This window comes from Stenotrophomonas sp. 05N423 (genome assembly GCF_056397145.1).
This window is the reverse complement of the sequence record NZ_JBFTMV010000005.1, coordinates 91429-116302: the sequence shown is the minus strand read 5'-3', so window position 1 is coordinate 116302 and position 24874 is coordinate 91429. Positions and strand designations below refer to the sequence as shown.

General features: G+C 67.1%; 18 protein-coding genes and 1 tRNA gene. 14 read left to right on the top strand and 5 right to left on the bottom strand.

Annotated elements, in window-relative coordinates:
* Positions 1–77 precede the first annotated feature (77 nt).
* Positions 78–998, bottom strand: coding sequence for a lauroyl acyltransferase (locus AC1DGW_RS10230; RefSeq protein WP_478022427.1), 921 nt, complete (start codon positions 996–998; stop codon positions 78–80).
* 135 nt (positions 999–1133) lie between these two features.
* Between AC1DGW_RS10230 and dtd the strand changes: the two genes are divergently transcribed.
* From dtd to AC1DGW_RS10205, 5 genes are all read left to right on the top strand, one after another.
* Positions 1134–1574, top strand: a complete 441-nt coding sequence (gene dtd, locus AC1DGW_RS10225; protein WP_478022425.1) for a D-aminoacyl-tRNA deacylase — start codon at positions 1134–1136, stop codon at positions 1572–1574.
* Between the two features lie 92 nt (positions 1575–1666).
* Entirely contained in the window at positions 1667–3523 is a 1857-nt protein-coding gene (rpoD, locus tag AC1DGW_RS10220; RefSeq protein ID WP_478022423.1) for an RNA polymerase sigma factor RpoD, read from the top strand.
* A 171-nt stretch (positions 3524–3694) separates the two neighbouring features.
* A complete protein-coding gene (locus tag AC1DGW_RS10215; RefSeq protein WP_478022708.1) occupies positions 3695–6001 on the top strand; it encodes a GH92 family glycosyl hydrolase in 2307 nt (768 codons plus the stop codon).
* An 81-nt stretch (positions 6002–6082) separates the two neighbouring features.
* Positions 6083–6158 (top strand) — tRNA-Ile (locus tag AC1DGW_RS10210).
* 674 nt (positions 6159–6832) lie between these two features.
* Positions 6833–9514: a bifunctional diguanylate cyclase/phosphodiesterase gene (locus AC1DGW_RS10205; protein WP_478022421.1), complete on the top strand. Its 2682-nt coding sequence runs from the start codon at positions 6833–6835 to the stop codon at positions 9512–9514.
* An 8-nt stretch (positions 9515–9522) separates the two neighbouring features.
* Here the strand turns inward: AC1DGW_RS10205 and AC1DGW_RS10200 are convergent, their stop codons facing one another.
* The gene (locus tag AC1DGW_RS10200) at positions 9523–10365 is read right to left on the bottom strand and encodes a class I SAM-dependent methyltransferase (protein ID WP_478022419.1); all 843 of its coding nucleotides are present in this window, start codon (positions 10363–10365) and stop codon (positions 9523–9525) included.
* A 189-nt stretch (positions 10366–10554) separates the two neighbouring features.
* Between AC1DGW_RS10200 and AC1DGW_RS10195 the strand changes: the two genes are divergently transcribed.
* Both AC1DGW_RS10195 and AC1DGW_RS10190 read left to right on the top strand, forming a co-directional pair.
* Positions 10555–11490: a hypothetical protein gene (locus tag AC1DGW_RS10195; protein ID WP_478022417.1), complete on the top strand. Its 936-nt coding sequence runs from the start codon at positions 10555–10557 to the stop codon at positions 11488–11490.
* A 245-nt stretch (positions 11491–11735) separates the two neighbouring features.
* Positions 11736–12809, top strand: coding sequence for a chitinase (locus tag AC1DGW_RS10190; RefSeq protein WP_478022415.1), 1074 nt, complete (start codon positions 11736–11738; stop codon positions 12807–12809).
* 79 nt (positions 12810–12888) lie between these two features.
* On the opposite strand, the gene AC1DGW_RS10185 is transcribed toward AC1DGW_RS10190, so the two are convergent.
* Complete coding sequence (locus AC1DGW_RS10185) at positions 12889–13449, bottom strand: hypothetical protein (RefSeq protein ID WP_478022413.1); 561 nt, start codon at positions 13447–13449, stop codon at positions 12889–12891.
* Between AC1DGW_RS10185 and AC1DGW_RS10180 the strand changes: the two genes are divergently transcribed.
* Complete coding sequence (locus AC1DGW_RS10180) at positions 13448–15529, top strand: NHL repeat-containing protein (protein WP_478022411.1); 2082 nt, start codon at positions 13448–13450, stop codon at positions 15527–15529. The two genes, AC1DGW_RS10185 and AC1DGW_RS10180, sit on opposite strands and share 2 nt — an antisense overlap.
* Positions 15530–15975: 446 nt before the next feature.
* Here the strand turns inward: AC1DGW_RS10180 and AC1DGW_RS10175 are convergent, their stop codons facing one another.
* Positions 15976–19146 carry a TonB-dependent receptor gene (locus AC1DGW_RS10175; RefSeq protein ID WP_478022409.1) on the bottom strand — a complete coding sequence of 1057 codons (3171 nt, stop codon included), beginning with the start codon at positions 19144–19146 and terminating at the stop codon, positions 15976–15978.
* 210 nt (positions 19147–19356) lie between these two features.
* A complete protein-coding gene (locus AC1DGW_RS10170; protein WP_478022407.1) occupies positions 19357–19731 on the bottom strand; it encodes a YciI family protein in 375 nt (124 codons plus the stop codon).
* Positions 19732–19901: 170 nt separating this feature from the next.
* On the opposite strand from AC1DGW_RS10170, the gene AC1DGW_RS10165 reads away from it, so the two are divergent.
* The 6 genes from AC1DGW_RS10165 to AC1DGW_RS10140 all read left to right on the top strand — a co-directional run bounded on the left by AC1DGW_RS10165 (position 19902) and on the right by AC1DGW_RS10140 (position 24720).
* On the top strand, positions 19902–20333 hold the full coding sequence (locus AC1DGW_RS10165; RefSeq protein WP_478022405.1) for a YciI family protein: 432 nt from the start codon (positions 19902–19904) through the stop codon (positions 20331–20333).
* Between the two features lie 44 nt (positions 20334–20377).
* A complete protein-coding gene (locus AC1DGW_RS10160; RefSeq protein ID WP_478022403.1) occupies positions 20378–20815 on the top strand; it encodes a VOC family protein in 438 nt (145 codons plus the stop codon).
* Entirely contained in the window at positions 20812–21222 is a 411-nt protein-coding gene (locus AC1DGW_RS10155) for a VOC family protein (protein ID WP_478022401.1), read from the top strand. Before AC1DGW_RS10160 ends, AC1DGW_RS10155 begins: the two co-directional genes overlap by 4 nt.
* 64 nt (positions 21223–21286) lie before the next feature.
* Positions 21287–21643 (top strand): DUF1428 domain-containing protein, encoded by a 357-nt coding sequence (locus AC1DGW_RS10150; protein ID WP_478022399.1) that lies wholly within the window; start codon positions 21287–21289, stop codon positions 21641–21643.
* Between the two features lie 91 nt (positions 21644–21734).
* Entirely contained in the window at positions 21735–22988 is a 1254-nt protein-coding gene (locus AC1DGW_RS10145; protein ID WP_478022397.1) for an RNA polymerase sigma factor, read from the top strand.
* Between the two features lie 112 nt (positions 22989–23100).
* The gene (locus tag AC1DGW_RS10140) at positions 23101–24720 is read left to right on the top strand and encodes a M28 family metallopeptidase (RefSeq protein WP_478022706.1); all 1620 of its coding nucleotides are present in this window, start codon (positions 23101–23103) and stop codon (positions 24718–24720) included.
* The last annotated feature ends 154 nt before the right edge of the window (positions 24721–24874 follow it).

Genomic DNA, 24874 nt, shown 5'->3' with positions numbered 1-24874 from the left:
CCTAATGAGGCCGGCGGTCGCGGATTCAATCGACCGCCGGGGTGACGCAGTGTTGCAGGGGCATTGTGCATGCGCACTCAATGCGGGTGGCGTTCCGTGGCATAGGGGTCGCTTTCGCCGCTGCCGGGCGGGCGCAGGGTGTAGCGCTTGTAGGTCCACTGGTACTGCGCCGGGTCGCGCCGGGCGATGCGTTCGATGCCGGCGCTCAGCGTGCCGGCGGCGACCTGCAGGTCCGGGTCGGCGATCTGCGCCGGTGCCGGTTCCACGTGCAGGGCGAAATCGATGGCCGGGCCGATCCGCTCGCACCAGGCATAGAGCACGGTGGCGCCGGTGCGCTCGGCCAGGCGGTTGACCAGGGTCATGGTCAGCGCCTGCACGCCGAAGAACGGAACGAACACGCCATCGCCGTTCTTCGGCTGCTGGTCCGGCAGGATGCCGACCGCGCCGCCGTCCTTGAGCACTTTGAACAGCTGCCGCACCGCCGGGCCTTCGGCGCGTACCTGGCGCACGTTGTCGCCGCCGCGCACCAGTTGCAGGAATTCGTCGCCGACCGGATTGTCCGGCGGCGCGTAGACGATGGCGATCGGTCCGCGCGAGGCCAGCCACTGGTTCAGCAGTTCCCAGTTGCCGTAGTGCGGAGCGACCACGATCACGCCCTTGCCCGCGGCCAGCGCCGCGTCGTACAGCGCCTGCCCATGGCGCTCACGCAGGTGACGGCCCAGGTTGATGGCTGGATCGTGGGTCCACAGGTACAGGGTTTCCAGCGCCTGGCGGGCGGTAGTGCGCAGGACGTCGCGGTGCAGGCGCTCGCGCTCGGGTGCGGACAGTTCCGGGCAGGCCAGTTCCAGGTTGCGGCGCGTCACCCGGCTTTCACGGGCATCCAGCCGCCTCCACAGCCAGGCCAAGCCATCGGCCAGGGTCCGCTGCCACGACCAGGGCAGGGAGGTCAGCAGGGTGGCGAGACGGTAATAGAGCTTGGCGGCGCGTTCCGGTTTCATCCGCGCAAGTTTAGTACGCCGTGGCGGCGGGCTTGGCGGCACAGCGATCCGTTGGGGCCGGATCGCTTGCTCCTGCTGGTCCGGCCGGGGGCGGCGCGGTATATGGTTCGGCCTTCCGCCGTCCAAGGAGTGTCCATGCTTTCCCTCATCCAGCGCGTCGCCCAGGCTTCGGTCACCGTGGAGGGGGTGGTAGTCGGACAGATCGGTCCGGGCCTGCTGGCGCTGGTCGGCGTCGAGCCGGGCGATGACGAGGTGGCTCTGGCACGGATGGCCGAGCGTCTGCTTGGGTACCGCGTTTTCGCCGACGATGCCGGCAAGATGAACCGTTCCCTGCGCGATATCGGCGGCGGCCTGCTGCTGGTCAGTCAGTTCACCCTGGCTGCCGACACCCGGTCCGGCATGCGCCCCAGCTTCAGCACCGCGGCGGTCCCCGCCGAGGCTGAACGGCTATTCAACCGATTGGTGGCGATCTGCCGCGAAAAGCACACCGGTGGGGTGGAAACCGGCCGCTTCGGAGCCCATATGGTCGTCAGCCTGGTCAACGATGGACCGGTGACCTTTCTGCTCAGACCCTGACGCGCCGTGAAACCACCGCCCGGCAAGCGTTATGCTGCGCTGGTATAATAGTAGGTTCTCTATCTTTCCCCTGCCGGTGGCGCGAGCACTACATGGCCAACGAACGTCCTGCCCAGCAATCCGATATCAAACAACTGATCAGCAAGGGCCTGGAACAGGGCTACCTGACCTACGCCGAAGTCAACGATCACCTGCCCGACGACATGGTCGATCCGGAGCAGATCGAGGACATCATCGGCCTGATCACCGGCATGGGCATCGACGTCCATGAGGTGGCGCCCGATGCCGACACGCTGATCCTGAGCGATGGCAACACCGGCAACCGCGAGGTGGATGATACCGCCGCCGAGGAAGCCGCCGCCGCACTTACCGCGCTCGATACCGAGGGTGGCCGCACCACCGACCCGGTGCGCATGTACATGCGCGAGATGGGCACGGTCGAGCTGCTGACCCGCGAAGGCGAAATCGCCATCGCCAAGCGCATCGAGGAGGGCCTGGGCCAGGTGCAGGCCGCGCTGGGCACCTTCCCGCCGGCCGTCGAATCCGTGCTGGCCGATTACGAACTGCACAAGGAAGGCAAGAAGCGCCTGGCCGAGATCATCGTCGGCTTCAACGACCTGGTCGAAGAAACGCCGGCGCCGGCGGCTGCGGCCGACAGCGATGATTCCAGCGACGACAGCGATGCCGAGGCCGATGAGGACGAGGACGATGTCGGCGGCGACGAGGATACCGGCCCGACCGGCCCGGATCCGGTCGAAGTCGCCAACCGCATGGAACAGCTGGCCAGCGACATGGCCAAGTTCAAGAAGGCCCGCGCCAAGGGCGACACCAAGACGCAGGCCAAGCTGCGCGAGGAACTGTCGGCGACCTTCGTCACGCTGAAGCTGCCGCTGCCGCTGACCGACGTGCTGGTCCGCCTGCTGCGCGACACCATGGGCCGGATCAAGGCCCAGGAGCGCCGCGTGCTGCACCTGGCCACGGTCACCGCGCGCATGCCGCGCAAGGACTTCATCCGCTCCTGGGAAGGCAACCAGACCAACCTGGAGTGGGTCGAGGACGCGATCAAGCGCAAGCAGAAGTGGTCTTCGGCGCTGCGCGACGTGAAGGACCAGATCGTCGCCGAGCAGCAGGCCACGCTCGACGTGGAGAAGGATTCGCACCTGAGCCTGGACGAGCTGAAGGAAATCAGCCGCGTCATGGCCTACGGCGAAGCCAAGGCGCGCAAGGCCAAGAAGGAAATGGTCGAGGCCAACCTGCGCCTGGTGATCTCCATCGCCAAGAAGTACACCAACCGCGGCCTGCAGTTCCTGGACCTGATCCAGGAAGGCAACATCGGCCTGATGAAGGCCGTGGACAAATTCGAGTACCGCCGCGGCTACAAGTTCTCGACCTATGCCACCTGGTGGATCCGCCAGGCGATCACCCGTTCGATCGCTGACCAGGCCCGCACCATCCGCATCCCGGTGCACATGATCGAGACGATCAACAAGCTCAACCGCATTTCCCGCCAGATGCTCCAGCAGTACGGCCGCGAGGCTACGCCGGAGGAGCTGGCCAAGGAAATGGACATGCCGGAAGACAAGATCCGCAAGGTGATGAAGATCGCCAAGGAGCCGATCTCGATGGAAACCCCGATCGGCGACGACGAGGATTCGCATCTGGGCGACTTCATCGAGGACACCAACGTGGAGTCCCCGATCGAGAACACGGTCAACATCAACCTGTCCGAGACCGTGCGCGACGTGCTGGCCGGCCTCACCCCGAGGGAAGCCAAGGTGCTGCGCATGCGCTTCGGCATCGACATGAACACCGACCACACCCTGGAAGAGGTCGGCAAGCAGTTCGACGTCACCCGCGAGCGCATCCGCCAGATCGAGGCCAAGGCGCTGCGCAAGCTGCGCCACCCGAGCCGCTCCGAGCAGCTGCGCAGCTTCCTCGACATCGACTGACCGTCCGCCTGCGTCACTGCGGGCGAACAGAAAGGCCCCGCACACCGCGGGGCCTTTCTGTTTGCGCGGCATGCAGTGCTGCCCCGCGACCGCGGCGGGTGGTATTTTCGACGCCTGTATTGGATCGGTCCAAAGGGGCGGGCGATGGCGGTCGGACAGGCGAAGTGGATGATGGCGCTGGCGCTGCTGGCGGGCACCGCGATGGCGGGGGAAAGTGTCGGCGAGCGCGCGGTGGCAGCGGTCGATCCGTTCATCGGTACCGGCGGCGAGGGTCATACCTATCCTGGCGCGACGGTGCCGCACGGCATGATCCAGCTCAGCCCCGATACGCAGATCAGATCGCGCAAGGAGGGCTACGGCTGGGCGGCCGGCTACCGCCATGACGACACCACCATCGTCGGCTTCTCGCACACGCATTTCTCCGGCACCGGCCATTCCGATCTTGGTGACGTGCTGTTGATGCCGATCACCGGCGAGGTGAAGTACGAACGCGGCGATGCCGGCACGCCGGGCAGCGGCTATACCTCGCGCTTCGACCATCGCAGGGAGCGCGCCGAGCCGGGTTACTACGCGGTAACCCTGGACGACTACAGCGTGCGCGCCGAGCTGACCGCCAGTGCACGCGTCGGCATGCATCGCTATGCCTTCCCCGCGGATCGGCCGGCGCACGTGCTGATCGATCTGCGCACCAGCATGTACGACTACCCGGGCAAGATCCTGTGGTCGCGCCTGCGGCTGCGTGCGGACGGCACCGTGACCGGCTTCCGCGAAACACGCGGCTGGGCACCCGGTCGCCAGCTGTATTTCGCCATGCGCTTCTCGCGTCCGGTCAGCGGGCATGCCTTCCACGATACCGAGACCGACGTTGCCTACCGCGGCTTCCCGCCACCGGCAGAGAAGGACCCGGGCGCGCGTGCGCAGATAGAAGGCCGCCAGCTCGTCGGTAGTTTCGACTTCGGCCAGGGAGGGCGCGAGCCGTTGCTGGTGAAGGTATCGATCTCGCCGGTCAGCGAGAACAACGCCATCGCCAATCTTGACGCCGAAGCGCCCGGCTGGGATTTCGATGGCATGCGTGCCGCCGCCCGCGCGCAGTGGGCGCAGGCACTGGCGGAGGTGGACGTGGACGCGCCGCCGGCGCAGCGCACCGGCTTCTACACCGCGCTGTACCACAGCATGCTCGGCCCGACGCTGTTCATGGATAGCGATGGCCGCTACCGCGGCCCCGACAACGCCGTGCACCAGGCGCAGGGCTGGACCAACTACTCGACCTTCTCGCTGTGGGACACCTACCGCGCGCTGCATCCGCTGATGACCCTGCTGCAGCCGCCGCAACGCAGCAGCGACATGGTCAATTCGCTGCTGGCCGCGCGCCGCGAAAGCCCCTACGGCATCCTGCCCGTGTGGTCGTTCCACGGCCTGGAGACGTGGTGCATGATCGGCTACCACGGCGTGCCGGTGATCGCCGACGCCTACATGAAGGGCATCGGCGGCTTCGATGCCGATGAGGCGCTGCAGGCAATGGTCGCCAGCGCCGACTATGGTCCCTACGACGGCATCACCCAGTACCGCGAACTCGGCTGGGTGCCGATCGACGAGGAGGGCGAGGCGGCGAGCAAGACGCTGGAGTACGCCTACGACGACTGGAGCATCGCGCGCATGGCCGCGGCGATGGGACGTGACGACATCGCTGCGGAATTTGCAAAGCGCGCCGGCAACTGGAAACACGCCTTCGATCCTGCAACCGGCTTCATGCGCGCCCGCAAGCGCGATGGCAGCTTCCGCGAACCGTTCGATCCCGCCACCAGCGGCTACGGCAGCGATTACACCGAAGGCAATGCCTGGCAGTACTCGTGGTACGTGCCGCAGGATGTGGCCGGGCTGGCCACCGCGCACGGCGGTGCGGACCGGCTGCTCAAGCGGCTGGATGACGTGTTCGACGCCAAGGTCGATCCGGCGGTCTTCGAACATATGGAGGACATCACCGGCCTGATCGGCTGGTACGCGCATGGCAACGAGCCCAGTCACCACGTCGCCTATCTCTACGCCTACGCCGGCCAGCCCTGGCGCACGCAGGCGCGGCTCAAGCGGATCATGGACACCCAGTACGCGCCACGCCCGGACGGGTTGGCCGGCAACGATGACCTCGGCCAGATGTCGGCGTGGTACGTGTTCACCGCGCTGGGCTTCTACCCGGTCACGCCAGGCAGCAACGAATACATCATCGGCCGCCCGTTCCTGCCGCGCGCCACCTTGAACCTGCCCAACGGCAAGCGCTTCACCATCGTCGCCGACGGCCTGGACGATGCCCATTCCTATGTCGGCAGCGCCACCCTCGACGGCAAGCCGCTGCACCGTGCCTTCCTGCGCCACGAGGAGATCACGGCAGGCGGCGAACTGCGCTTCACCATGCAGGCCGAGCCCAACCGCGAATGGGGCAGCCATCCGGACGCGAGGCCGTACTCGCAGTCGACGCACTGAGGCGCGGGTGCGGGCGCGGAGGCGAGGCGCGCGGGCGGTGGCCGCCTGCGCCAGCCTCCACTACACTTGCGCACCGGCAGCGGGCCTATAGCTCAACGGTTAGAGCAGAGGACTCATAATCCTTTGGTTCCAGGTTCGAATCCTGGTGGGCCCACCATATGGATTAGTGGTTTGTAGCGATGCAGGCCATTTTCTGTTCTTAAGGGCGGCGGCCCGGTGCCTACATGGTGCCTACTCTATTCCCCACTCCCCTCGTTTGCCTCTACCTGTGCCCTCACCCATGCGTGGACGCATCCCTGTCCTGCACGGAGTCCTGGATGTACCCGTGGAGATGGGCACGGTTCCTGATTGCCGAAGCCGATGGCAGGAGTGTGGTCCGGCGCTTGCCTGTGCAGCAGCGCAGGGGTGCGGGACGCTTGATCCGGTGTCGAGGTAGGCAGAGATCAAGAGGAAGGGGTGAGCCTGCAGGTCCCGCCCATGGCAGCGCAGGTGAATGGCTGCCGGGCTGTCAGGGACGGCATGTCTGCTGCGGGCGCATGCGCGGCGGTTTCCGTACCGACCGGTGCGGGGACCTGCGTGGTGAGTAGAATCGGAGCGCTCCATCGGACCCCATTGACCGCGTCCGCGTCCGCGTCCGCGTCGGTGCGTGGGGTGGGTGGAGAAGGCCGTTCGTGGTGCGCGTTGCCGGGGCCGCTTCCTGCTGCCGGCGAACTGGAGTTCGGATATCGGGCAGGGGCCGTATGGACGACAGCGGGACGATGACAGGTCACGGGAGGGGGGCGGCAACAGGGGGGCGTTGGGCCGCCGTGGTGGTTCCCCGGAGATATGCGCATGCATGACGCTTCCGTGGAACGTGGCGACGGCGATGGGCCGCGCTACATGTTCACCACGCCGCTGTGGGCTCTGCTGGTGCTGGTGGCGGGCCTGGCGCTGACGGCCTGGGTGGCGTTCGGTGAGTGGAAGGGCGAGCGCGACCGGGTGCTGTCCCTGCAGCGCGCGCTGGCCGATGCAGCGCCTGCGCGCCTGCGTGAACCGCTGGCCGGCGCCGCGTTGGGATTGCGGGCGATGCAGACCGTGCTGCTGGCCGGTACCCCGCAACTGGACCAGGGCACGTTCGACAGCTACCAGCGCAACCTGCGTTCTCAGGAATGGATCCATGGTTATGTGCTGATCGCCTTCGCGCAGCGGCGCGGTAACGCCGGCAATGATGGTGAGGCCACCTACCGTTACCAGTATGTTGCGCCCCTGGAAGGAAACCAGGTGCTGGTGGGCTTCGACATCGCCCGGCAGCCGGAGAACATGGAAGCATTGCGGCGCGCGCGCGACGCCGATGCACCGGCGATGTCCGCGCCGTTCCCGTTGCTGCAGTTCCGCGGCCAGCAGGGAGCGGGCGACATGGGCATCACCGTGCGCCTGCCCGCATATACGCCGGGCGTCATGCCCGCGACGGTGAACGAACGCCGCGCGCGCGAGCTGGGTGCGCTGGCGGTGAGCGTGCGCCTGGAGCCGATGGTCCGCCAGGCCCTGTACGGCCGGATCCTGGATCACATGAACGTGGAGATCCGCGACCTGGGCGCCCTGCCCGCGCATGCGCGGGTGTTCGCCAGCGCGCCAATGCCGGCCGATGCCGCGTCGCTGCAGGTGCGGCGCATGGAGTTCGGTGGGCGCACGTGGGAACTGCGCCTGTGGCCGCGCACGCCGATGGGGACGTGGGGCCAACTGCGGCTGATCGTCATCGGCGGCAGTTCGATCAGCGTGCTGCTGGCGTTGTTCCTGTGGTCGCAGGCGACCCTGCATCGTCGGGCGGTCGAACTGGCACGGCGGATGAGCGCCCGTTTCGGCGAAAGCGAAGCGCGCTTCCAGGCCCTGAACGAGATGCTGCCGGCGCTGGTGCTGGTGGCCGACGCCCGTGACGGACGCATCAGCTATGCCAACCGTGCGGCGAGGACGCAGTTGGGCAACGTGGCCGGCGAGCCGCTGGAGAGCCTGTTCGCCGATGCCGCGCAGGGCAGGGCGGCGGTTGCCGCCACCCTCGGGCAGGGAACCTGGAACAGCCTCGAAGCGTTCGTGGTGCGTGGTGCCGACGCCGCGCTGTGGGTGAATGCCTCGCTCGCCATGCTGGACATGGACCATGTGCCCCACCTGCTGATGGTGGCCGGCGATACCAGCGCGCAGCGCGAGATGACCGAGCGCCTGCGCTACCAGGCCACGCATGACGAACTCACCGGCCTGTGCAACCGCCGCGAGTTCGAGCGCTGCCTGCGCCAGGCCCTGATCGACCGCGGCGATGCTGGCGCCGCATCGTTCGCGCTGATGTACATCGATCTGGACCAGTTCAAGCTGATCAACGACCTGTCCGGGCATACCGCGGGCGACCAGCTGCTGGTGCAGCTGTCGCAGGCGATGCGCCGCGACATCCGCGACGGCGACCTGCTGGCGCGCCTGGGTGGCGACGAGTTCGGCCTGCTGGCATACGGCGTGGACAAGGCGCAGGCCAACCAGCTGGCCGAGCAGGTGCGCGCCTGCATCGAACGCTCGACGTTCTGCTGGTTGGGGCGCAGCTACACGGTGAGCGCCAGCATCGGCCTGGTGCTGGCCGACCGCCCTGGATGCACCCTGAAGGACCTGCTGGCCTGGGCGGACAGCGCCTGCTACCAGGCCAAGGAAGACGGCCGCAACCGCGTATGCGTATACCGCGACGATGCCGACGCCACCCGCCGCATGGGTGAGATGGAATGGGCCAGCCAGTTGCGCCGGGCGCTGGAGCAGGACCGCCTGTTGCTGGACTACCAGGAGATCGTGCCGCTGTCCGCCGGCGCCAATCCGGTCACGCGGGTGGAGCTGCTGCTGCGCATGCGCGCCGACGACGGCAGCGTGATCGCACCGGGTGTGTTCATGGTGGCGGCCGAGCGCTATGGCCTGATGCCGGCGGTGGATCGCTGGGTGATCCGTACCGCCCTGGCCAATTTCGACAGGCTGCATCCCTGCGGCGACCGCCTGCAGAACTGCGCCATCAACCTGTCCGGCGCCAGCCTGGAGGACGAAGGCCTGGCCGATTTCATCCTCGATGCCATCGCCCGCAACGGCGTGCCGCCGCAGCGCCTGTGCCTGGAAATCACCGAGACCGTGGCGGTGCGTGACCTGCTGCGCGTGGTGCGGGTGATCGAGCGGCTGCGCGCGGCTGGCTGCCGCATCGCGCTGGACGATTTCGGTGCCGGCATGGCCTCGTTCGGCTACCTGAAGAACCTGCCGGTGGACGTCATCAAGATCGACGGCAGTTTCGTGCGCGACCTCGGCCGCGATCCGATGAGCCGGACCATCGTCGATGCCGTCACCCGCATCGGCCACCAGCGAGGTGCCAAGGTGGTGGCGGAGTGGGTGGACAACCTGGACACCCTGGACCTGCTGCGCGAGCTGGGCGTGGACAGCGCGCAGGGCTTCGCCCTGCATCGCCCGGAGCGGGTGGTGTTCCAGCGCGATGGCGCGGAGCGCCCGGAGAGGAGCGATGTGTAGCGCGTTGCTCAGGTGCGGACGGCGAACACCCCGTCCAGTTCCGGTCGCGCGCGGAAGCCTGCTTTTGCCAGGCGCGTGGCGACCTCGCGCGGGACATCGCGTCCGCTGGTGAGTTTGTTGGGCGTGCCGGTGTAGTGGAACAACTGGCCGCCCCGGCGCAGTACCCGTGCCAGGTGGTCGTAGAACGTCTGCGAGTACAGTTCGCCGGCAATGCCGAAGCGCGGCGGGTCGTGCAGCACGGCATCGACCGAGGCGTCGGCGATGTCCGCGATGGCCAGTGAGACGTCGCCATGCGTAAGTGTCAGGCGTCCGCCCGCGGCGTCGGATTCCGGGTCCGGAGACCAGGGATTGAGCGTGCGCAGCCACAGCACTTCCGGGCTCTTTTCGAACGAACGCACGACCGCCACGCCGGCTTCCAGGCAGCAGGCGGCGAAATAGCCCATGCCGCCGCAGGTATCGAGCACCTGCTTGCCGCGCGGCGCGATCAAGGCGACCTTGCGGCGCGCGTCATCCATCGGCGACAGCTGCGCGCTGACCAGCATCTTGATGCCGTCGATCTCGAAGGTCGGCACGCCCCATCCGGTCGGCACCAGCTTGTACAGGCCGTTGCCGAACCGCGCAGCGGGAACGAAGTCCTCGCCGTCCCAGTAGTAGATGGTGCGGTCCTTCAGCCGTTCGGGCCAGGGGTAATCGGCGCCGCGCCACTGCCAGCGACTCGCTTCCAGCCGCACTTCGTCGCTGCCACGTCCCAGGTCGAACGAACCGGCCCACGTCGGCCTGCCGCTGCGGCGCGCGTCGAGCATGGTCTCCAGCAACGGACGGGTAAGCAGGGGGCCGGAGTAATGGGGCATGCGCGGAACGGCCCGGGAGAGGGCGCGGATGACGGAAGGGGCGGCCATCGTAACCTGCGCCGTGCAGCCGGGCCGCAAACCTGTCATGGGCCATGGAACTCGTTGCGCCGCGGCCGGTCTGTTGCTGTCATGGTTGCACCACGGCGGGTCAATGCGCGCCCGTGCAGAGAGATCCGGCGATGGAGAGGCATGCACGATTCACGTGGTCGCGAACCGTTGTCCCACCGCATCGGCGCCGGCCTGGCGACCGCGGCGATCCTCTGCCTGTTCGCGCGCGTGCTCTGGCAGGTGCCCGAGGCAGAGGCGGATGGCCGCGTGCAGCGGCTGCAGGTGCGCTGGCTGCCGCGCGAAACCGATGAAATGCCGTCGTCGTTGCCGCCGCCAGCGGCGGTGACGCGGGCGGCGCCGGCCGTGTCCCGTGACGCGGCACCGCCCTCGTCGGGTGCCCGGCCCTCCCGGCCGGAAGCCGCCGCGCCCGCACCCACGGCCGCGGTGGCTTCCGCGGACTGGTCGCGACGGCTGTACGACAGCCATGGGGAGATCGCCCTGCCCAAGGAACTCGCTGGCGATGGCCGCACGCGCGGAACCGACGAGCGCGTATTCGAGCATCGCGACGAACTGGCCACGGGCGTCGGCGAGCGCGCCACCGCCGGGCTGTTCTCCAAGCAGCGGGCGGGAACGAAACAGTCGCGCATGCAGCGCTGGCTCTACGGCGAGGACACCCAGCCGGCGGAAGCACGGCGCCCGCCGGACGTGGCGTTCAATCCGTCCCTGCACGAACGCGCGTCCGACCTCGGCAGCGAGGCGACCGGCGATGCCTACAAGGCCGCGCCGATCCGCCATGAACCGCTGCCGGGCCTGGAGGGCGAGGCCAGCCGCCGCATCCGTACTGCCATCGGCGAGCTGGAGCGGCGCTATCCGCGTTGCAGCGCCGAGGTGCGCGGCCGCTGGCTCGCCACGGCGCTGCAACATCTCGATGCGCTTGAACGGCTGGAATACCGCTACCGCCACGGTGCCGATCCGGTCGAAGCCGAGCACACGCTGCCGTCCGCGGCCGACAGCGCCTATGACCTGGCACGGCGCGCATTGTGGGATGCGGAGCGACGCATGAAGACCTGCGGCTGAGCGGCGGCGCCAACGGAAGACTGGGCGGGTTGGGCTGCGCTGCCGAGGGCGGTCGCGCGTTGTCCTTCCCGCCGCCGCCATGGGCGTGATGCGACAGCGGGCCGACAGCTTTCAGGCGCTGGCGATGGACAACGCCCGGACTGGCCCGGCCAATACCAGACAACTTCTCCAACGTCATGTTCCGGAAGGATTTTCCGCGTCGGCGGCTGTCTAGAATCGGGTTCCCTCCACCGCATGGGATCGCGATGAAGCCGATCAGCCTGTTGTCGTACGCGCTCGTCCTCCTCACCACGTTCGGCTGCCAGGCCGGGCAGAAATCGACCGCCGAGCCGCAGCCCGGAATCACGCCGGGCTACAGCCAACCGCTTCCGCGCCACGCGTTGGTCGGCTACCTGCACAACTTCGACAACGGTTCGGGCGTGCTGCCGCTCGGGCAGGTGGACGACAGCTGGGACGTGATCGTGCTGGCGTTCGCCGACGACATGGGCGAAGGGCGGATCGCGCTCAACCCTGCGCCGGGACTGGAGCGGACGCGCCTGGTCGCCGACATCGCCGCCCGTCGCGCGCGCGGCGGCATCGTGGCGCTGTCCTTCGGCGGCGAACTGGGCACGGTGACCCTGCAGACGCAGCGTGACGAGGACAACTTCGTGCGCACCACCGCGCAGGCCATCGATGCCTACGGACTGGACGGCATCGACATCGATCTGGAGAAGATCGCCGGGGTCGTGCATGGCGCGCCGGTGACCGGCCACCTCGTCTCCGCGGTCAAGCGCCTGCATGCCATGTACCCGAACCTGTATGTGTCGATGGCGCCGGAGCACCCCTATGTGCAGGGCGGCTGGGTGTCGATGGAGGGCATCTGGGGTGCCTATCTGCCGTTGATCGATGGGCTGCGCGACGAACTGGACCTGCTGCACGTGCAGCTCTACAACAACGGCGGCCTGCCAACGCCCTACCGCACGGACACGCTGCCAGCCGGCAGCGTGGACATGATGGTGGGCTCGGCGAAGATGCTGATCGAAGGTTTCCAGCTCGCCGATGGCAAGGGCCGTTTCGACGGCCTGCGCCCGGACCAGGTGGCGCTGGCCCTGCCTTCCGGCCTGACCGCGGCCGGCAACGGCTACGCCACGCCGGCCGACATCAACCGCGCCTTCGATTGCCTGGCCACGGCCACCGCTTGCGACACGGTGAAGCCGGCGCAGGCTTACCCGGAGTTCCGTGGAGTGATGACCTGGTCGATCAACTGGGACGCGGCGCATGGCGGGGAGTTCTCCATTCCCGTCGGCGCGCATCTGCGCAAGGCGCGGGCAGAGCAATGATCGTGCGGGCGCGGCATGGGGCTGCGTCCGGGCTTCACGTGTTCCGCCACGACTGATGCCCGTGGCCTGCGGGGGGGCATCAGGCCGCCGCAGGCATCACCCGCAGGGCCGGGAGGCCGACGTGGTGCAGAAGCTCGCGCACCACCACCAGCGCGGCGACAAAGCCGGGTTGGTCGGGCACGCCCAGGCTGCGTGAGGGAACGCCGGCCGCCACCCGGGCGAGGCGGTCGAAGACTTCCTCGACTTCGGCGATGGAAAACGTGGCTGCTGCCATGGGATCACGTCCGGTGGCCGGCAACAGCGGCGCCAGCACCGGGTCGGCGCATTCCAGCAGCATCGCCGGAGGATGGCGCAGGCTGGGAATCGCCGGCATCAGTGCATCCTCGACCAACTGGATCGCCTGCTCGAGCGCCGCGCTGCCTGGCGGAAAAGTCCCCAATCCCGCGGCCAGCAGATCATCCAGCGACAACGGCAGCACGACCGTCGTGGCGTGCGGTGCCTGCAGGTGGATCGTTTCTTCCTGCAGATGCAGTCGCAGGTTCATGTGGGCTCCTATGCGAGGTGCCAGCCGGGGACAGGTGGTTCCGCGCAGGCCGGCGAGCGTCCATGATGCCGGGTCCGCAGTGGGTTGGATGTACATGGAACGCAGGCATTGGGTGATGATGGTGGCGGTGCTGACGGGCGGCGCGTTGGCGGCCAGCTATCTGTGGGCGCCGCGCGCGCCGCAGGCGAGGGTGCCGGTCGCGACGCCGCTGGGCTGGCGCGCGCAGGTCGACCTGCTGGCCGGCGACGGCGTCGAGGGCGACGCCATCGGCCCGGGTGAACAGAGCCGCTTCAGCGATCCTTGGGGCGTGGCGATGGACGCTGGTGGCACGCTGTATGTGGCCGACGCCGGCGACAACAATCGCATCCTGTATCGCTGGCTGGACGGCGGGTTCCATGTGCTGGCCGGCGGCCGCGAGGGCTTCGCCGATGGCCGCGGTGAAGCCGCCGCGTTCAACACGCCCTCCGGCCTGGCGCTGGACCGGCACGGCAACCTGTATGTCGCCGACACCGGCAACCATGCGATCCGCAAGGTCACGCCGCAGGGCGAGGTCAGCACGCTGGCCGGCGACGGTGTGGCGGGCTTCGCCGATGGCGTCGGGCGGCAGGCGCGTTTCGACGGGCCGATGGGCCTGGCCGTGGATGCGGCCGGACGCGTCTACGTGGCCGATACCTGGAACGACCGCATCCGCGTGATCGAGCCTGATGGACGGGTGTGGACGCTGGCCGGCGGCGACCGTCCCGGCTGGGCGGACGGGCAGGGCGGCATGGCGCGCTTCGATACGCCGACCGACATCAAGCTCGCCGCCGACGGCACCCTGTGGGTGGCGGACCTGTACAACGACGCGCTGCGCACCGTCACCGCGGCAGGCCAGGTCGCAACGCGGATCGGTGGCCCGGATGGCCAGCGCGTGCTGTGGGGGCCGATGACGCTCGCGCTCACCCACGATGGCGTGGCCTATGTCGGCGAACGCATCACCGGCCGCGTGGTGCAGGTGTCGCCGACGGGACACGTGGTGGCGGTCGCGGGCGATGCGCAGCGGTTCGCGCGTCCGGCCGGCATCGCACTGGCGCCTGATGGCAGCCTGCTGCTCGGCGATGCCGATGCCTACCGCATCCACCACCTGCAACCGCAGGGAGAGGGGATGGCGGCGGCGGAAGCATCGGTCGGGCCTTCGATGGACAATCCGCTGCCACACAACGGGGGACGTTGGCCGCTGGCGCCGCAACAGGGCTGGCACGAGGTAGTCGGCACGCTCGGCGAGGTCCGCGGCAATTTCAGCGGCGAGAGCCGGCACCACCTGCACAGTGGCTTCGACGTGCGCGGCGACGTGGGCCAGACCGTGCTCGCCATTGCCGCCGCCAAGGTCAGCAGCCCAACGGCAACCTGGAGCCTGGGTGGGCAGGCCGAGGGCCTGTCGCTGGATAGCGTGGACTACATCCACATGAAGGTCGGCCGCGACCCGGCCAACCGGCCGCTCGACCGCGTGCGCTTCCAGCTGGTGTACGACGAAGCGGGGCAACTTGAACGCGTCCGTGTCCGCCGCGGCACGCGCTTCAACCCTGGCGATGCGCTGGGCAGCATCAACAACCAGGCCCACGTGCATCTGGCGGTTGGTCCTTCCGGCTACGAGCGCAACGCCGTGCGGCTGGGCTTCGCCAACTATGCCGACCACGTACCACCGCGCATCGACGACATCGCCCTGTTCGACGCCGGGGGCCAGCGGCTGCGCGAAACCCGCGACGGCCGCCTCGTCGTGCCGCGCGATGCTGGCGGCCTGCAACTGGTGGTCGAGGCCTGGGACCAGGTGGACGACAACCTGCCGCGCCGCCGCCTCGGCCTGTACGCGCTGGGCTACCAGATCCTCGATGCCGCGGGCCGGCCGCTGCCCGGCTACGAACAGCCGCGCATGAACATCGAGTTCAACCGCATGCCCCCGCAGTCCGAAGCAGCGAAGGTGGCCTATGCCGAAGACAGCGGCATCACCGTCCACGGCAGCGCGGTGACCCGGTTCCGCTACGTGCTCACCAACACCGTGCGCGACGGGCGGCTGGCGAGCGGCGCGCTGGAACACTCGGAGCTGCCGAAGGGCGACTACAGCTTGCGCATCATCGCAAGGGACTACAGCGGCAACGAGGCGAGTGAGCGCAGGGAACTGCAGATCGCGTTGTTCTGAGCGACCCGGAGAGTTGGCATGGGGGTGGGCTGACGAAGGCAGTCCAGCCCACATGCCCGATATTCCAGGATGCTGGGCTTCCTTCGCCGGCCCAGCCTGTGGCTCCTGACCAAGGCCGTCATGCTCGCAGACCCGCATCTGCTCCACCGGCAACCCCGCCTGCCGCAACCGGGCGCTGCTGCAGGCTGCCCATGGGAACTGCCGGGAGATGCGCATGGACTTCCCGGTAGCGGCAGCTTCGATCAGGTTGAAGCCGGCCAGAACCTCGCGGTTTCGGAGGGGGGCTTCATGGATGGCATTGGGTTTTTCCACAGAATCGAAAGGGGAGGCGGATTACGGCCTGTACCCGGGTCTCAGCGAATGCTTTCCGCTTGGGCCACATGGCAAAAAAAACCGGCCTTCTTGCGAAGGCCGGTGTGATTCAACTTCCAAAAACCGACTAGGACTTACCAGTCGTAAGACATCGAGAACTGCACGTAACGCGGAGTGGTGTAGCTCTGCGGCAGCATGTAGTCATTGTTCACGCTGTAGGGGCCGTCAGACTCGCTGTTCTGGATATAGGACGTCGCCTTGCGCTCGTTGAACACGTTGAACACATTCAAGGTGAACGCCATCTTGCCATCGAGCACTGCCGGACGGTACATCACCGACATGTCGTAGCGATGGGTCCACGGCGAGGTCTTCTTGCCCGGCGGCCATGCCTCACCAAAGCAGGTGTGGTAGCTGTCGTAGTAACCGATCGGATCGGCTTCAGCGGAGTCATGGTCAATGGTGCCATCCGGGTCGTAGTAACCGAAGCAGCTGATCGGGGCACCCGAGGTGATACGCACGTTGGCACCAACGGTCCATTCCGGCGTAATGGCATAGGACGCACGGCCCTTGATCTGATGGCGGCGGTCATTGGGCAGGTAGCCGTCGGCGTACTCCATGATCTGCCAGGCATCCCAGTTCTGGCTGGTGCCTACGCCATTGTCGTGCGCGTTGGAACCCTGGCCGGTATCCGAGTTGGCCGGGCCTTCCGAGTTGCCGCGCGACTTGCTGTAGGTGTAGTCGACACGGGCCTCCCACTTTCCATCCCACTTGCGCTCCAGGAACAGATCGATGGCCGAATAGGTGCGCTTCAGATTCGGGAAGCCCAGGGCCGAGGATGCGACCTTGACCTTGGTGTACGAGCCATCCACGTTCGCATAGCCGTTGCCGTTGGGCGTGATTTCCTGGAAGGCATAGGTATTGCTGCCGCCCGGGTTGAACATGTAGCAACCGGAGGTGGCGTAGTACTTGCCATCAGCGGACTGGACGATGTACGCAGCACGGCTGTAGTCGTAGTTGAGCACGTCGAAGCCTGCACCTTCGGCCAGCGTTGCCGAGTCGCAGAAGTCGTCGATGCCCGATTTCAGCTCGCGTCGAGTGACCTTGGCACCGAACGACCAGTTCTGGGCGAACGAATGCTCGAAGCCCAGGACGTACTCATCCTGATACTGGGACTTGATGTCCTCGGGGACGTAGGTCAGCGGATCCTTTACCGTGCCGAATTCACCGTTGGAGGAGACCGGGCCGGCCGGCTTGCCGGTGCCGATGCCGTTGATCGCCGTCAAACCGGTCGGATTGCCATTTGCGTCAACGCCGGTATAGGTGAAGTACTCACGGGTAAAGGTGGATTCGCCCACGCCACGGATGGCGACGGCGTTCGGCATGTTCAGGAAGTAGCGGCCAGCGTTGCCGAAGACCTTGAAGCTGGAATCACCATACACGTCCCAGGAGAAGCCCAAGCGGGGCTGCCACTGGGTGCCGCTGTCGACGAACTTGACGCCGGTTCCGTTGAAGTTCGAGAAGGTGTCCGCACGCACGCCCAGCGACAGCAGCAGATTGTCCATGACCTGCCACCTGTCTTCCAGGTAGTAGGCGTTCTGCTTGTTGTGCATGCTGGTGGTGTCGAAGTACTTCAGCTTGTAGGTGTAGTAACCGCAGTTGGTGGACGATCCATTTGCGTTGGCCTGGTTGGGGGTGCCGTTGCAGGCGCCGGCAACAAGACCCGTTGGGCCGACGCCCAGAGAGGCAGATGCGTTGCTCCTTTCCGAAGCGGCCTTGCCGTAGTACCAGTAGTCCGCAATCTGACTGGTGCCTTCATTCACACCTTCGAGCTTGGTGTTGTCGATACCGGCAGTCAGAGTGTGGCGGCCCAGCAACCACTCCAGCTCCAGGCGCAGACCATCGGTGTAGTCGCTGGTGTTCTTGGTGGCGCGGTATGTCTGCTGGTTGCTGGGATTGGAGGAAGATGCAGCTCCAGGCAGGGACGGGTTACGGCTAGACCAGTTGGAGACGAACGGGGCCCCGGTCAGGAAGGGGCTGGTGTTGTAACGATTGCGCGATCGCCCGTAGGTTCCGTTCAGGGTCAGGTTGTCGGTCAGGTAACCCGTGTACTTGAGAACGGAGAACTCGGTGTTGGACGTGGTTTCCGTTGCCGGATTCCGATAGTTGCCGAAGGAATACGAGTCCCAGTCGAAGTCGTAGAGACCGCCGGTCTGCTTGTACTTTTCGGAAACGTAGGTGTACTCGAGCAGGTGGTTGTCGGTGATGTTCCAGTTCAGCTTGGCATAGAGCTTCGGATCACTGGACTTGTACTTGGTTCCGGTTGCCGCAAAGCCGACTTCCGGATTGCCGCCAGGACTGGTGCTGTGGCCCTTGGCATCTTCAGCCGACAGGAAGAAGAACAGCTTGTCCTGGATGAGGGGACCGCTGACATAGCCGCTGTACACGGTTTCCCAGGACAGGCGGTCCTTGCCGCTGTCGTACTGGACACCCGCCAGCTCAGGGGTGGCGTAGTCATAGCCGGCCGGCAAGGCCTGCGAGGTGTAGAAGCGATCCGGACGTTCCTGCTTCAGCCCCTTCGGAGTCCAGACGACCTGGCCACCGAAATGCCATTCGTTGGAGCCACTCTTGCCGACCTGGCTGATGACGCCGCCGCTGGAACGGCCGTACTTGGCACCGTAGCCACCGGTGTAGGTTTCCTGCTGCTCGATCGAGCCATACGGCAAGGTGAAGCCGCCGACGTTCGTCATCGGGTTGCCGGAGAAATAGCCGTTGAGGTAGTAGGCGTTCTCCGCGACGCTGGAGCCACCGAACGAGATCTGGCTACCGAAGAAGCTGCCATTGCCGCCAACGGCACCCGGAGACAGCATGGCGATGGCTTCCGCCGAGCGGGCGATGGGAAGGCGCTTCAGCTCTTCCGCGGTGATGACGGTGCGTGTATCGGTGGTGGTGACGTCAATCGGCGCTACGCTGGTAGCGGTGACGGTCACCGTATCGAGATTGGTGGCGCCACTGGCATTGAACGACACGTTGGTGCCGGCACCAATGGTCACGACAACCTGCCGCTTGCTGTCCCCCGAGGTGACGGTATAGCTACCTACCGGCAGGCTGCCGATGTTGTAACGGCCATTGGCGTCCGCGGTGATCGTGCGGGTCAGGCCGCTGTTGTTGCTCACCACGATTTCAGCACCGACCGGCGCGTTGCCGTAGATGTTGCCGGTAGTGCTTTGCGCTTGGGCGGCACCTGCAATGCACAACCCCAGTGCTACGGTCAGCGTTGCACGCTGGATCGACTTGCGCTTAATCATCTTCCTCTCTCTCCTAGGCGGAATGGCTTGACAACGGGCCAAAAGATGAACATCGGCCTAACATCAAGTGAACGGAAGATAACCTGCGAAGGCTTGAAAGTTAATAAGTTATGAACAGTTTTACATGAAATTTTTTAATAAAATAGATTTTTCAAGTAGTTACAACTTGTTTGTGTCGCAAATGTATCGTGTTGTGTCGTTCAGGCTGTGTCATGAGTACAGCCGCGTCCGCTCCGCCTGCAGGTCCTCCACCTCCCGCACCTCGATGCTGCCGTAGGCCGCCCAGGGGAACTGCCGGGCGATGCGCATGGCTTCTTCCGCGTCGGCGGCTTCGATCAGATTGAAGCCGGCCAGGATCTCGCGGGTCTCGGCGAAGGGGCCATCGGTGATGCGCGGCTGGCCGTTGCGGGTGCGCAGGGTGCGCGCGGTGGCTGGGGGCTGCAGCTTCTGCGCCATCTGCAGCGTGCCCTGCGCCTGCAGGGCATCGGCGTGGAGCAGGCATCCGCGCATCTGCGCGTCGTACTCCTGCGGCGGCAGCGACTGCAGCAGCTCCGGGTCGATATAGATCAGCAGCAGGAATTTCATGGAAGGAGCCGGTCCGGGATGAGCCGCCATGATGGCGCAGGAGCCGGTCTGCGGGGCAATCATTAATGCGTTCATGAAAATAATCGACGACGCTGTCGATTCCATCGGCGCCGGTTCGTCGTATCGGGTGTGAAGCGGATCATCCGGTCCGCAACCGGAAAGGCACTGCGATGAAAGTGATGGTGATCGTGAAGGCGACGGCCGATACCGAGGCCGGGGTGATGCCCACCCAGGCCGAGCTGGCGGCGATGGGGGCCTACAACGAGCGGCTGGTGGAGGCAGGCATCATGCTGGCCGGCGAGGGCCTGCATCCGAGCCGGCGCGGCGCGCGGGTGCGGTTCGACGGCGCGCAGCGCAGCGTCATCGACGGACCGTTCGCCGAAACCAGGGAACTCATCGCCGGCTTCTGGCTGTGGCAGGTCCGCTCCATGGACGAGGCGGTGGAGTGGCTCAAGCGCGCGCCCTTCAATCCCGATGGCGGCACGCCGGTGGAGGTGGAGATCCGCCCGTTCTTCGAGGCCGAGGACTTCGGCGAAGCCTTCACCCCCGAATTGCGCGCGCAGGAGCAACGTCTGCGCGAGCGCATCGACAGCAACGATTGACCTCTGGTTCCAATCTCTCCAATCCCGACGACAGGAGCAGCACGATGAAACTGATTCCCTTCCTGGGCTTCAACGGCAACACCCATGAGGCGATGGCGTTCTACGCCAAGGCGCTGGGCGGCAAGGTGGTGTCGGAAATGAAATACAGCGACATGCCGCCCGGCCCCGACATGGATGCCGAAGGCTGTGGCGGATTCATGCCGCAGCCGGAACATGTCGCGCACTGCCAGGTCGAGGCCGGCGGCGCGATCCTGATGGCGGCCGACGGCCCGCCCGCCGAGGGGCAGTGCGCGACCACCATCAACGTCGACGTGGACACCGTCGAGGAGGCCGAGCGCGTGTTCGCCGCGCTTGCCGAAGGCGGCCAAGTGCAGATGCCGTTGGCCGAGACGTTCTGGGCCAAACGCTGGGGCATGCTGGTGGACCGTTACGGCAAGCCGTGGATGGTCAACTGCATGAAGCCGATGGACGGGGGGAAGTGAGCATGGCCACGCCGCAGATGATCTTCGTCAACCTGCCGGTGCGCGACCTGGACGCCTCCAAGGCGTTCTTCGCCGCGCTCGGCTACACCTTCAACCCGCAGTTCACCAACCAGGATGCGGCCTGCATGGTCATCAGCGACAGCATCTACGTGATGCTGCTGGTGGAGCCGTTCTTCCAGACCTTCACCCCCCAGCCGCTGTGCGACGCGCGCCGGCAGACCGAGGTCATCACCTGCCTGTCGGCGGCCAGCCGCACGGCGGTGGATCAACTGGTGGACAAGGCGATCGCCGCCGGCGCGAGCGAACCGATGCCGGCGCGCGACTACGGTTTCATGTACCAGCGCGGCTTCCAGGACCTGGACGGGCACCTGTGGGAAATCGCCCACATGGACGGCGAACCGGGCTGATCCACGAGCGGCCGCGAACCGACGCGGCCGCATCCGTCGTATTCCATGAGTGGAGGAGACAACGATGAGTTATGTCGATGGTTTCGTACTGCCGGTGCCGCAGGCGCGGTTGGCCGAGTACCGGCGGATGGCCCGCCTGGGCGGCAAGGTGTGGAAGGAACATGGCGCGCTGGCCTACCTGGAAGCGGTGGCCGACGACGTCAAGCCGGGCAAGCACACCTCCTTCCCGCAGGCGGTCAAGCTCAAGCCCGATGAAGTAGTGATCTTCGCCTACATCATCTACCGCTCGCGGGCGCACCGCGACCGGGTCAACGCCAAGGCCATGGCCGATCCGCGCCTGGCCGGCATGGACGCCAAGACCGTGCCGTTCGACGGCAAGCGCATGTTCTGGGGCGGGTTCAAGGCCTTCGTCGAGCTGTGATGGATGGGGTGCCCGTCGCCGCAGGCGCGGCGGCGGCATGGCGGCGCGGAAACTTGCGTGCGCGGTGGCGCGATGGTGTGATCGCGGGCTGATGGAAGCACGCGACGTCCAGCGCAGGCTCGATACGGTGTGGCGCATGGAGTCGCCACGCCTGATCGCGCGGCTGGCGCGGATGCTGGGCGACCTGGACAGCGCCGAGGAACTGGCCCAGGACGCGCTGGTTGCCGCGCTGGAGCATTGGCCGCGACATGGCGTGCCGGACAACCCCGCCGCATGGCTGATGACCACCGCCCAGCGCCGGGCGATCGACCTGCTGCGCCAGCGTCGCCTGCATGCCGGCAAGCATGAGGCGATGGCCCAGGAGCCGGACCATCAGGGGAGCGTCGTGCGCGACCACGAGCGCGAGGTGGAAGACGACATCGGCGACGACCTGCTGCGGCTGCTGTTCGTCGCCTGCCATCCGGTACTGCCTGCCGACGCGCGCGTGGCGCTGACCCTGCGCCTGCTGTGCGGCTTGAGCACGGCCGAGATCGCGCGCGCGTTCCTGTTGCCGGAACCGACCATCGCCCAGCGCATCGTCCGCGCCAAGCGCACGCTGGCCGAGCGCGGCGTGGCGTTCGAGGTGCCGCGGCGGCAGGCGCTGCCGCAACGCCTGCGATCGGTGCTGGAGGTGGTCTACCTGGTCTTCAACGAAGGCTATGCGGCCAGCCACGGCGAGGACTGGATGCGCCCGGCGCTGTGCGAGGAGGCCCTGCGCCTGGGCCGGGTGCTGGCCGGGCTGATGCCCGCGTCGGCGCCGGTGCTGGGGCTGCTGGCGTTGATGGAGCTGCAGGCCTCGCGGATGAACGCGCGCGTCGATGCCGATGGCGCGGCGGTACTGCTGATGGAACAGGATCGCAGCCGTTGGGACTGGCTGCAGATCGGCCGCGGGCAGGCCGCGCTGGAGAAAGCGCTGGCACTGGGCGGCGAAGACGATGCCTATGTACTGCAGGCGGCCATCGCCGAATGCCACGCGCGGGCGCGCCGCGCCGCGCAGACCGACTGGTCGCGCATCGCGCAGCTGTATGCGCGCCTGGCGACGGCGATGCCCTCGCCGGTGATCGAACTGAACCGCACGGTCGCGGTGGCGCGCGCGCAGGGGCCACAGGCCGCGTGGCCGCTGCTGGAAGCCCTGCAGGAAGACGGCCGGCTCGACGACTACGCGCCGCTGCAGGCGGTGCGCGGCGACCTGCTCGAACAACTGGGCCGCCGTGACGAAGCGCGCGACGCCTTCGAGCGCGCCGCCAGCCTGAGCGGCAACGCCCGCGAGCGGGATGCGCTGCTGGCCCGGGCGGCGGGCCTGTAGCCGCGGCCGTGCACTCCGGCACTGCCCGCCCGGCCGCGGTGCTGGCTACACTCCGGCGGTTGTTCGACCCTTGGAGATGGATGTGAAGCGAATTGTGATCAGCCTGCTGGCGATGTCGGTATCCACCGCATTGATGGCCGCGCCGCCGAAGTTCGATGGCGCGCGGATTTCCGCCGACGTGAAGGAGCTGGCCTCCGACGCCTATGAAGGCCGTTCGCCGGCTACCGCCGGCGAGGAGAAGACCATCGCCTACCTGAGCCGCCAGTTCGCCGCTGCCGGCCTGCAGCCCGGCGGCGACCTGCAGGACGGCAAGCGCCTGTGGACCCAGGCGGTGCCGCTGCTCAAGGGCGACATCGTCGGCAAGCCGCAGTTGTCGCTGTCCAGCAGGGGCAAGCCGCAGGCGCTGACCCAGGGCCAGGAGATCGCCGTGCGCGCGGCCATGAACGGCGATAGCGCGGTGGCGATCAAGGACGCGCCGCTGGTCTTCGTCGGCTATGGCGTCAAGGCGCCGGAGCGCGACTGGGACGACTTCAAGGGCGTGGACCTGAAGGGCAGGATCGCGGTGATGCTGATCAACGACCCCGACTTCGAGACCGGCGTCGGCGATTTCGATGGCAAGGGCATGACCTACTACGGCCGCTGGACCTACAAGTACGAGGAAGGCGCGCGCCAGGGCGCGGCCGGCGTGCTGATCGTCCATGAGACCGCGCCGGCCTCCTACGGCTGGGCGACGGTGGCCGGTTCCAATACCAACACCATGTTCGACGTGGTGCGCGACAACCCGGCCGCGGCGCATCCGCCGCTGGAAGGCTGGATCCAGCGCGACCTGGCGGTGGACCTGTTCAAGCGCGCCGGGCTGGATTTCGAGGCGTTGAAGAAGCAGGCGCAGTCGCGCGACTTCCGCCCGGTGGAACTGAAGGGCGAGACCTTCTCGGCCGACTATGCGGTCAAGACCGAGGTCATCACCTCGCACAACGTGGTCGCGCGCCTGGAAGGCAGCAGCCACCCGGACGAGACCGTGCTCTATTCCGCGCACTGGGACCACATCGGCGTCGGCGAGCCGGACGCGCGCGGCGACCGCATCTTCAACGGCGCGCTGGACAACGCCAGCGGCACCGCCGCGCTGCTGGAACTGGCGCGCGGCTTCGCCAAGGCGCCGCGTCCGCAGCGCTCGGTGGTGTTCCTGGCGGTCACCGCCGAGGAGAAGGGCCTGCTGGGTTCGGAGTACTACGCCAGCCATCCGCTGTACCCGCTGGGCAAGACCGTGGCGCTGATCAACATGGACGGCATGGCGCCATTCGGCCCGTCGCGCGATTTCGGCATCTACGGCTCGGCGCGTTTCGAGCTGCTGGACCAGTTGAAGGACGTGGCCAAGGGCTGGGACATCCGCTACACGCCGGACCCGAAGCCGGAAGCCGGCCTGTTCTTCCGCTCCGATCACTTCCCCTTTGCCAAGCGCGGCGTGCCGGCGCTGTCGTACTCGGCCGGGCAGGACTGGATCGACGGCGGCGTGGCGGCCGGCAAGAAGGCCTCCGACGACTACACCGCCAAGCGCTATCACCAGCAGGGCGATGAATGGCAGCCGGACTGGACCTTCGCCGGCGCCGCGCGCGACCTGGAGGTGGTCTACACGCTGGGCGAGCAGCTGGCCAACTCCCGTGCCTGGCCGAACTGGAGCGCCGACGAGCCGTTCCGCGCGACGCGCGACGCCAGCGCCGACGAGCGCAGGTAAGCGTTTGCGGGGTGGGGGCGGCCGATGCCGCTCCCACCGCTTGCCGGTGCCTTCAGCGCCTGCTGCCCTCTGTTTCATCCCGGAAGATCCCGGCCTGTCCGCCGTTTCCGTGGTTTCGTCGCATGCCGCTTGCAGCACCGGCGGGGCTGCCTAT

Excerpts from the sequence above, each read along its gene's own strand:
- AC1DGW_RS10230 (WP_478022427.1), bottom strand. The coding sequence starts at position 998 with ATGAAACCGGAACGCGCCGCCAAGCTCTATTACCGTCTCGCCACCCTG.
- dtd (WP_478022425.1), top strand. The coding sequence starts at position 1,134 with ATGCTTTCCCTCATCCAGCGCGTCGCCCAGGCTTCGGTCACCGTGGAG.
- rpoD (WP_478022423.1), top strand. The coding sequence starts at position 1,667 with ATGGCCAACGAACGTCCTGCCCAGCAATCCGATATCAAACAACTGATC.
- AC1DGW_RS10215 (WP_478022708.1), top strand. The coding sequence starts at position 3,695 with ATGGCGCTGGCGCTGCTGGCGGGCACCGCGATGGCGGGGGAAAGTGTC.
- AC1DGW_RS10205 (WP_478022421.1), top strand. The coding sequence starts at position 6,833 with ATGCATGACGCTTCCGTGGAACGTGGCGACGGCGATGGGCCGCGCTAC.
- AC1DGW_RS10200 (WP_478022419.1), bottom strand. The coding sequence starts at position 10,365 with ATGCCCCATTACTCCGGCCCCCTGCTTACCCGTCCGTTGCTGGAGACC.
- AC1DGW_RS10195 (WP_478022417.1), top strand. The coding sequence starts at position 10,555 with ATGCACGATTCACGTGGTCGCGAACCGTTGTCCCACCGCATCGGCGCC.
- AC1DGW_RS10190 (WP_478022415.1), top strand. The coding sequence starts at position 11,736 with ATGAAGCCGATCAGCCTGTTGTCGTACGCGCTCGTCCTCCTCACCACG.
- AC1DGW_RS10180 (WP_478022411.1), top strand. The coding sequence starts at position 13,448 with ATGGAACGCAGGCATTGGGTGATGATGGTGGCGGTGCTGACGGGCGGC.
- AC1DGW_RS10185 (WP_478022413.1), bottom strand. The coding sequence starts at position 13,449 with ATGTACATCCAACCCACTGCGGACCCGGCATCATGGACGCTCGCCGGC.
- AC1DGW_RS10175 (WP_478022409.1), bottom strand. The coding sequence starts at position 19,146 with ATGATTAAGCGCAAGTCGATCCAGCGTGCAACGCTGACCGTAGCACTG.
- AC1DGW_RS10170 (WP_478022407.1), bottom strand. The coding sequence starts at position 19,731 with ATGAAATTCCTGCTGCTGATCTATATCGACCCGGAGCTGCTGCAGTCG.
- AC1DGW_RS10165 (WP_478022405.1), top strand. The coding sequence starts at position 19,902 with ATGAAAGTGATGGTGATCGTGAAGGCGACGGCCGATACCGAGGCCGGG.
- AC1DGW_RS10160 (WP_478022403.1), top strand. The coding sequence starts at position 20,378 with ATGAAACTGATTCCCTTCCTGGGCTTCAACGGCAACACCCATGAGGCG.
- AC1DGW_RS10150 (WP_478022399.1), top strand. The coding sequence starts at position 21,287 with ATGAGTTATGTCGATGGTTTCGTACTGCCGGTGCCGCAGGCGCGGTTG.
- AC1DGW_RS10145 (WP_478022397.1), top strand. The coding sequence starts at position 21,735 with ATGGAAGCACGCGACGTCCAGCGCAGGCTCGATACGGTGTGGCGCATG.
- AC1DGW_RS10140 (WP_478022706.1), top strand. The coding sequence starts at position 23,101 with ATGTCGGTATCCACCGCATTGATGGCCGCGCCGCCGAAGTTCGATGGC.